Here is a 4,028-nt window from a genome sequence, read left to right as displayed (position 1 = left end):
GTCAGTCAACTGACCGGGCGCCCTTCGCTGTTGAGGGACCGGGGCTAGATCTTCACCCGGACTTCCTTGCGGAGCTTGGTGGTCATGGAGACGGCGGTGTCCTTCGACACGTCGGCCGTGTTGTCACCGGGGGAGACCATCGCGATGGTGCTGTAGTCGGCCCAGGCGCAGAACCAGTCGGTCTGCGTCTTCTTGGTCACCTGGTTGGTTCCCTTGGCCGCCTGGCACTTCATGACCGCGCCGTTGACGTCGACCGACTCGGGCTCCCCGACCAGCTGGCTCCCGCCCGTCGAACTGCTGCTGGACGAGTTGCTCTGCTTGACGTCCTTCTGGATGTCCGCGAAGAACGCGTCCAGGGCCTTCTTCGGATCGGCGATCTTGCCGTAGGCGCCGACGAGTTGGACGCCCTTGGCGGTGAGCAGCTCCGTCGCGCTGGGCGCGGTGGAGGGGTCGTTCGGGTCGTAGTTGCTCAGGTCGGCCGTCGAGTAGGCGCCGAAGACGGCGGTGCCGTTCTTGACGCCGCTCTTCTCCAGGTCCTTCACGGTCGACGAGCCGCTGTCGCTGGTGTCGCCGTCCTTGGTCGCCCGGTTGTAGTCGCCGAGCACCTTCGCCGGTGTCGTCAGCTTGTGCGGACCGTCGTCCGCGAGACCGGACGACCCGGTGTAGCCGAGGACGAAGTACACGCCCACGCCGATGGCGGCCACGACCGCCACCGCCCCGATGATGAGCCCGGTCTTCTTCTTCCCGCCGCCCGCCGGAGGCTGCGGAACACCGTACGGGGGCTGCCCGTAAGGGGGTTGGCCGTAGGGCGCCTGCTGGCCGTACGGCGGCTGCGGCTGGCCGTAGGGGCCCTGCGGCGGTACGCCCTGCGGGGGCTGGGGCTGCTGCGGGTAGCCGTAGCCGGGCTGGGCGGGGGGAGCCTGCTGGGGGTAGCCGTAGCCGGGCTGGGGGGCGCCCTGCGGCGCCTGCTGGGGAGGCTGGCCGTAGGGGCCCGGCTGACCGTACGGTCCGGGCTGCTGGGGCTGCCCGCCGTACGGGCCCGGCTGGTTGTAGCTCATTTCTGGGTTCCCCTCCAGATGCTTATGTGATCCCGACATCCTGGCCCAGCCACAGGAACCACATGGCATCGGGGGGCGCACCGTTACAGAACAAACGCGTTTCGGGACACCCCCGCGACACCCCTAAACTGGGCCCGTGACCGAGAACGCTCAGCAGCAGCCACCAGCGCCCGACTCCGAACTGCCGACCCAGTACGCGCCGGCCGAGGTAGAGGGGCCGCTGTACGAGCGCTGGGTGGAGCGGGGTTACTTCGAAGCGGACGCGGAGAGCGAGAAGCCGCCGTACACGATCGTCATTCCGCCGCCGAACGTCACGGGCTCGCTCCACCTGGGGCACGCCTTCGAGCACACGCTCATCGACGCCCTCACGCGCCGCAAGCGCATGCAGGGCTACGAGACGCTGTGGCAACCCGGCATGGACCACGCCGGTATCGCCACGCAGAACGTCGTCGAGCGCGAGCTGGGCAAGGAGGGCAAGTCCCGTCACGACCTGGGCCGTGAGGCCTTCGTCGAGCGGGTCTGGCAGTGGAAGGGCGAGTCCGGCGGGCAGATCTCCGGCCAGATGCGCCGCCTCGGCGACGGCGTCGCCTGGTCCCGCGAGCGCTTCACCATGGACGAGGGTCTCTCCCAGTCCGTCCAGACCATCTTCAAGCGGCTCTACGACGACGAGTTGATCTACCGCGCCGAGCGCATCATCAACTGGTGCCCGCGCTGTCTCACCGCGATCTCGGACATCGAGGTCGAGTACCAGGACGACGACGGCGAGCTCGTCTCCATGAAGTACGGCGACGGGGACGAGACCATCGTCGTCGCCACCACTCGCGCCGAGACCATGCTCGGTGACACCGCCGTCGCCGTTCACCCCGACGACGAGCGCTACAAGCACCTCGTCGGCAAGCTCATCAGGCTGCCGCTGACCGACCGTTCCATCCCGGTCGTCGCGGACGAGCACGTCGACCCCGAGTTCGGCACGGGTGCCGTCAAGGTCACCCCGGCCCACGACCCGAACGACTTCGAGATCGGCCAGCGGCACGACCTCCCGGCCATCACGGTCATGGACGAGCACGCCGTCATCACCGTCCCCGGCCCCTTCCAGGGCCAGGACCGCCTCGAAGCCCGCTCCGCGATCGTCGCCGCCCTGCGCGCCGAGGGCCGGATCGTCGCCGAGAAGCGGCCGTACGTCCACTCGGTCGGCCACTGCTCGCGCTGCAAGACGACCATCGAGCCGCGGCTGTCCATGCAGTGGTGGGTCAAGGTCGCCCCGCTCGCGAAGGCGGCCGGCGACGCGGTCCGTGACGGCCGCGTCAAGATCCACCCCCAGGAGATGGAGAAGCGCTACTTCGACTGGGTCGACAACCTCCACGACTGGTGCATCTCACGGCAGTTGTGGTGGGGCCACCGCATCCCGGTCTGGTACGGCCCGGACGGCGAGGTCGTCTGCGTCGGCCCCGACGACGAGCCGCCGACGGGCGAGGGCTGGCACCAGGACACCGACGTCCTCGACACCTGGTTCTCCTCCGGCCTGTGGCCCTTCTCCACCCTCGGCTGGCCCGAACAGACCGAGTCGCTCGCGAAGTTCTACCCGAACTCCGTCCTGGTCACCGGCTACGACATCCTCTTCTTCTGGGTCGCCCGGATGATGATGTTCGGCCTCTACGCGATGGACGGCACCCCGCCGTTCCACACCATCGCCCTGCACGGCATGGTCCGCGACCAGTTCGGCAAGAAGATGTCCAAGTCCTTCGGGAACGCGGTCAATCCGCTCGACTGGATGGACAAGTACGGCTCCGACGCGCTCCGTTTCACCCTCGCGCGCGGCGCCAACCCGGGCGTCGACGTCCCGATCGGCGAGGACTGGGTCCAGGGCTCGCGCAACTTCGCCAACAAGCTGTGGAACGCGACCCGCTTCGCCCTGATGAACGGCGCGACGGTCGAGGGTGAACTCCCGGACGCCGCACGCCTGTCGGCGGCCGACCGCTGGATCCTCTCGCGCCTCAACTCCACCGTCGCCGAAGTCGACGCGCTCTACGAGGACTACCAGTTCGCGAAGCTTTCCGACGCGCTGTTCCACTTCGCGTGGGACGAGGTCTTCGACTGGTACGTCGAGTTGTCCAAGACGACCTTCCTGGCGGGCGGCGAGCCGGCCGAGGTCTCCAAGCGCGTCCTGGGTGAAGTCCTCGACGTCACCCTGAAGTTGCTGCACCCGATCGTCCCCTTCGTCACGGAGACCCTCTGGACGACGCTGACGGGCGGCGAGTCGGTGGTCGTCGCCGAGTGGCCGAAGGCTGTGCTGGTTCCCGGGGCTGACGGCCCGGGTGGCTTCCGGGACACCGCGGCCGAGAAGGAGATCGAGACCCTCCAGCAGGTCATCACCGAGGTCCGCCGTTTCCGCGCCGACCAGGGTCTCCAGCCCGGCCAGCGCGTCCCGGCCCGCCTCACCCTGGACGGCACGGCGCTGGCCCCGCACGAGGCCGCCATCCGCCAACTCCTCCGCCTCCAGCCGGAAGGCGACGCCTTCGCGGCAACGGCGACCCTCCCGGTCGGCGGCGCCACGGTCGCCCTCGACCTCTCCGGCACGATCGACATCGCGGCGGAGCGGAAGCGCCTCGCGAAGGACTTGGCGGCGGCGGAGAAGGAGAAGGCCCAGGCAACGGCCAAGCTCGGCAACGAGGCGTTCCTGGCCAAGGCCCCGGACAACGTGGTCGACAAGATCCGCGGCCGCCTCACCAAGGCCGACGAGGACATCGAGCGCATCAAGGCCCAGCTGGACGGCTTGCCGGAGGCGTAAGGGTTTGCAGTCAGGTGGGGCCCCGGTGCGTATTCAGCACCGGGGCCCTTCGCCTGCCACAGGGCGCCGGGGCCTTTCAGCACCGGGCGCCCTCCCGTACCTAAGGGGCGCGGGGCTGTATCGATATGCGGCTCCGCCGCGTGGGCGCGACCAGCCCCCACCGGGCCCGCAGACGAAAGACC

At 69.2% G+C, this 4,028-nt stretch carries 2 protein-coding genes; one reads left to right on the top strand and one right to left on the bottom strand.

The window, feature by feature from the left end; translation table 11 throughout:
* Positions 1-44 precede the first annotated feature (44 nt).
* A complete protein-coding gene (locus ACFWP5_RS51995; RefSeq protein WP_384174349.1) occupies positions 45-1,058 on the bottom strand; it encodes a hypothetical protein in 1,014 nt (337 codons plus the stop codon).
* Positions 1,059-1,194: 136 nt separating this feature from the next.
* Between ACFWP5_RS51995 and ACFWP5_RS51990 the strand changes: the two genes are divergently transcribed.
* Entirely contained in the window at positions 1,195-3,846 is a 2,652-nt protein-coding gene (locus ACFWP5_RS51990) for a valine--tRNA ligase (RefSeq protein WP_384174346.1), read from the top strand.
* Positions 3,847-4,028: the final 182 nt, after the last annotated feature.

It is taken from the genome of Streptomyces sp. NPDC058469 (assembly GCF_042721125.1).
GTDB lineage: Bacteria > Actinomycetota > Actinomycetes > Streptomycetales > Streptomycetaceae > Streptomyces.
The sequence above is the reverse complement of the archived record's forward strand: the minus strand, read 5'-3'. Positions and strand labels throughout refer to the sequence as shown.

Bases quoted from the DNA above. Each gene is read 5' to 3' on its own strand.
- ACFWP5_RS51995 (WP_384174349.1), bottom strand. From the start codon at position 1,058: ATGAGCTACAACCAGCCGGGCCCGTACGGCGGGCAGCCCCAGCAGCCC.